The organism is Pandoraea cepalis (genome assembly GCF_902459625.1).
Taxonomy (GTDB): Bacteria; Pseudomonadota; Gammaproteobacteria; order Burkholderiales; family Burkholderiaceae; genus Pandoraea; species Pandoraea cepalis.
The window spans coordinates 1-1,357 of record NZ_CABPRY010000028.1; the positions used below are offsets into that span (position 1 = coordinate 1).

Sequence of the window (1,357 nt, forward strand, 5' to 3'; positions counted from 1 at the left end):
ACTCGGCCAACTCGGCCAACTCGGCCAACTCGGCCAACTCGGCCAACTCGGCCAACTCGGCCAACTCGGCCAACTCGGCCAACTCGACCAAATCGACCAAATCGACCAAATCGACCAAATCGACCAAATCGGCTGACAGGCCCGCGCGGATGTCGGTCAGCGCCAGGACAACGGCGGCTCGTCCATGAGGGCAACCTGTTCGCGAAGCTCCAGGATGCGGTCCTGCCAGTAGCGCTGTGTGTTGAACCACGGAAAGGCGGCGGGGAACGCCGGATCGTCCCAGCGCCGGGCCAGCCAGGCGCTATAGTGCAGCAGGCGCAGCGTTCGCAAGGCTTCTGTCAGATGCAGCTCGCGCGGGCTGAAGTCGGCAAAGTCCTCGTAGCCGGAGAGGACTTCATCGAGCTGGACCGTCATCTCTTCGCGCGTGCCCGAAAGCAGCATCCACAGATCCTGCATCGCCGGCGCCATGCACGTATCGTCGAAATCGACGAAGTGCGGGCCGGCATCGGTCCACAAGACGTTGCCGCCGTGGCAGTCGCCGTGTACGCGCAGCAGTTTCACATCTCCAGCCCGCTCGTAAGCGCGCGCGACACCGGCGAGCGCCAGGTCGACAATGCTGCGCCAGGCGTCGCGCAGGTCGTTCGGAATGAAGTCGCTCGCCCACAGATAGTCGACCGGAGTGCGTCCGTACGTGTCGATGTCCAGGGTGATACGGTGCCGGAACGGCTGGATGGCGCCGACTGCGTGAATACGGCCGAGAAAGCGACCGAGCCAATTGAGCGTGTCGGGATCCTGCAGTTCGGGGGCTCGGCCGCCGCGTCGGGGGAAGAGGGCGAAGCGGAAACCGTTGAAATGGTGCAGGGTCGTGCCTTGCGTCTCGAGCGGGGCAACGACCGGAATTTCCTGATGGGCGAGCGCTTGTGTGAAGGCGTGCTCCTCAAGGATGGCGTCGTCGGTCCATCGCTGGGGGCGATAGAACTTCGCGATGAGCGGAGGGCCGTCTTCCATCCCTACCTGATAGACGCGGTTCTCGTAACTGTTGAGGGCGAGCAGGCGCCCGTCGCTGAAATAGCCAAGCTGCTCGACGGCGGCAATGACGGTGTCGGGCAGGAGGGTGGAGAATGGATGCGCGGGCCCGGAGGCGTCCTGGGAAAGATCAGTGTTCATGGGCGCTATTGTGCCAAAGGCGGTGCGGCGGGCGCCGGTACTCTTCTCTATAGCGTCTGGATACAGATAGGACGCGGTGGGGCAGGAACGCGAAAACGCAGAAAATTGCCTCGCGTTCAAAAAAGTTTCACAAAGGGCTTGCGCGGTTCGTCGAAGGTGTCTAATATTCCGTCTCTCGCAACGACGGCGA

General features: G+C 62.9%; 1 protein-coding gene. It reads right to left on the reverse strand.

Going from position 1 to position 1,357, the window contains the following annotated elements:
- Window positions 1-156 precede the first annotated feature (156 nt).
- Complete coding sequence (locus tag PCE31107_RS23240; protein WP_130026711.1) at window positions 157-1,167, reverse strand: serine/threonine protein kinase; 1,011 nt, start codon at window positions 1,165-1,167, stop codon at window positions 157-159.
- Window positions 1,168-1,357 lie beyond the last annotated feature (190 nt).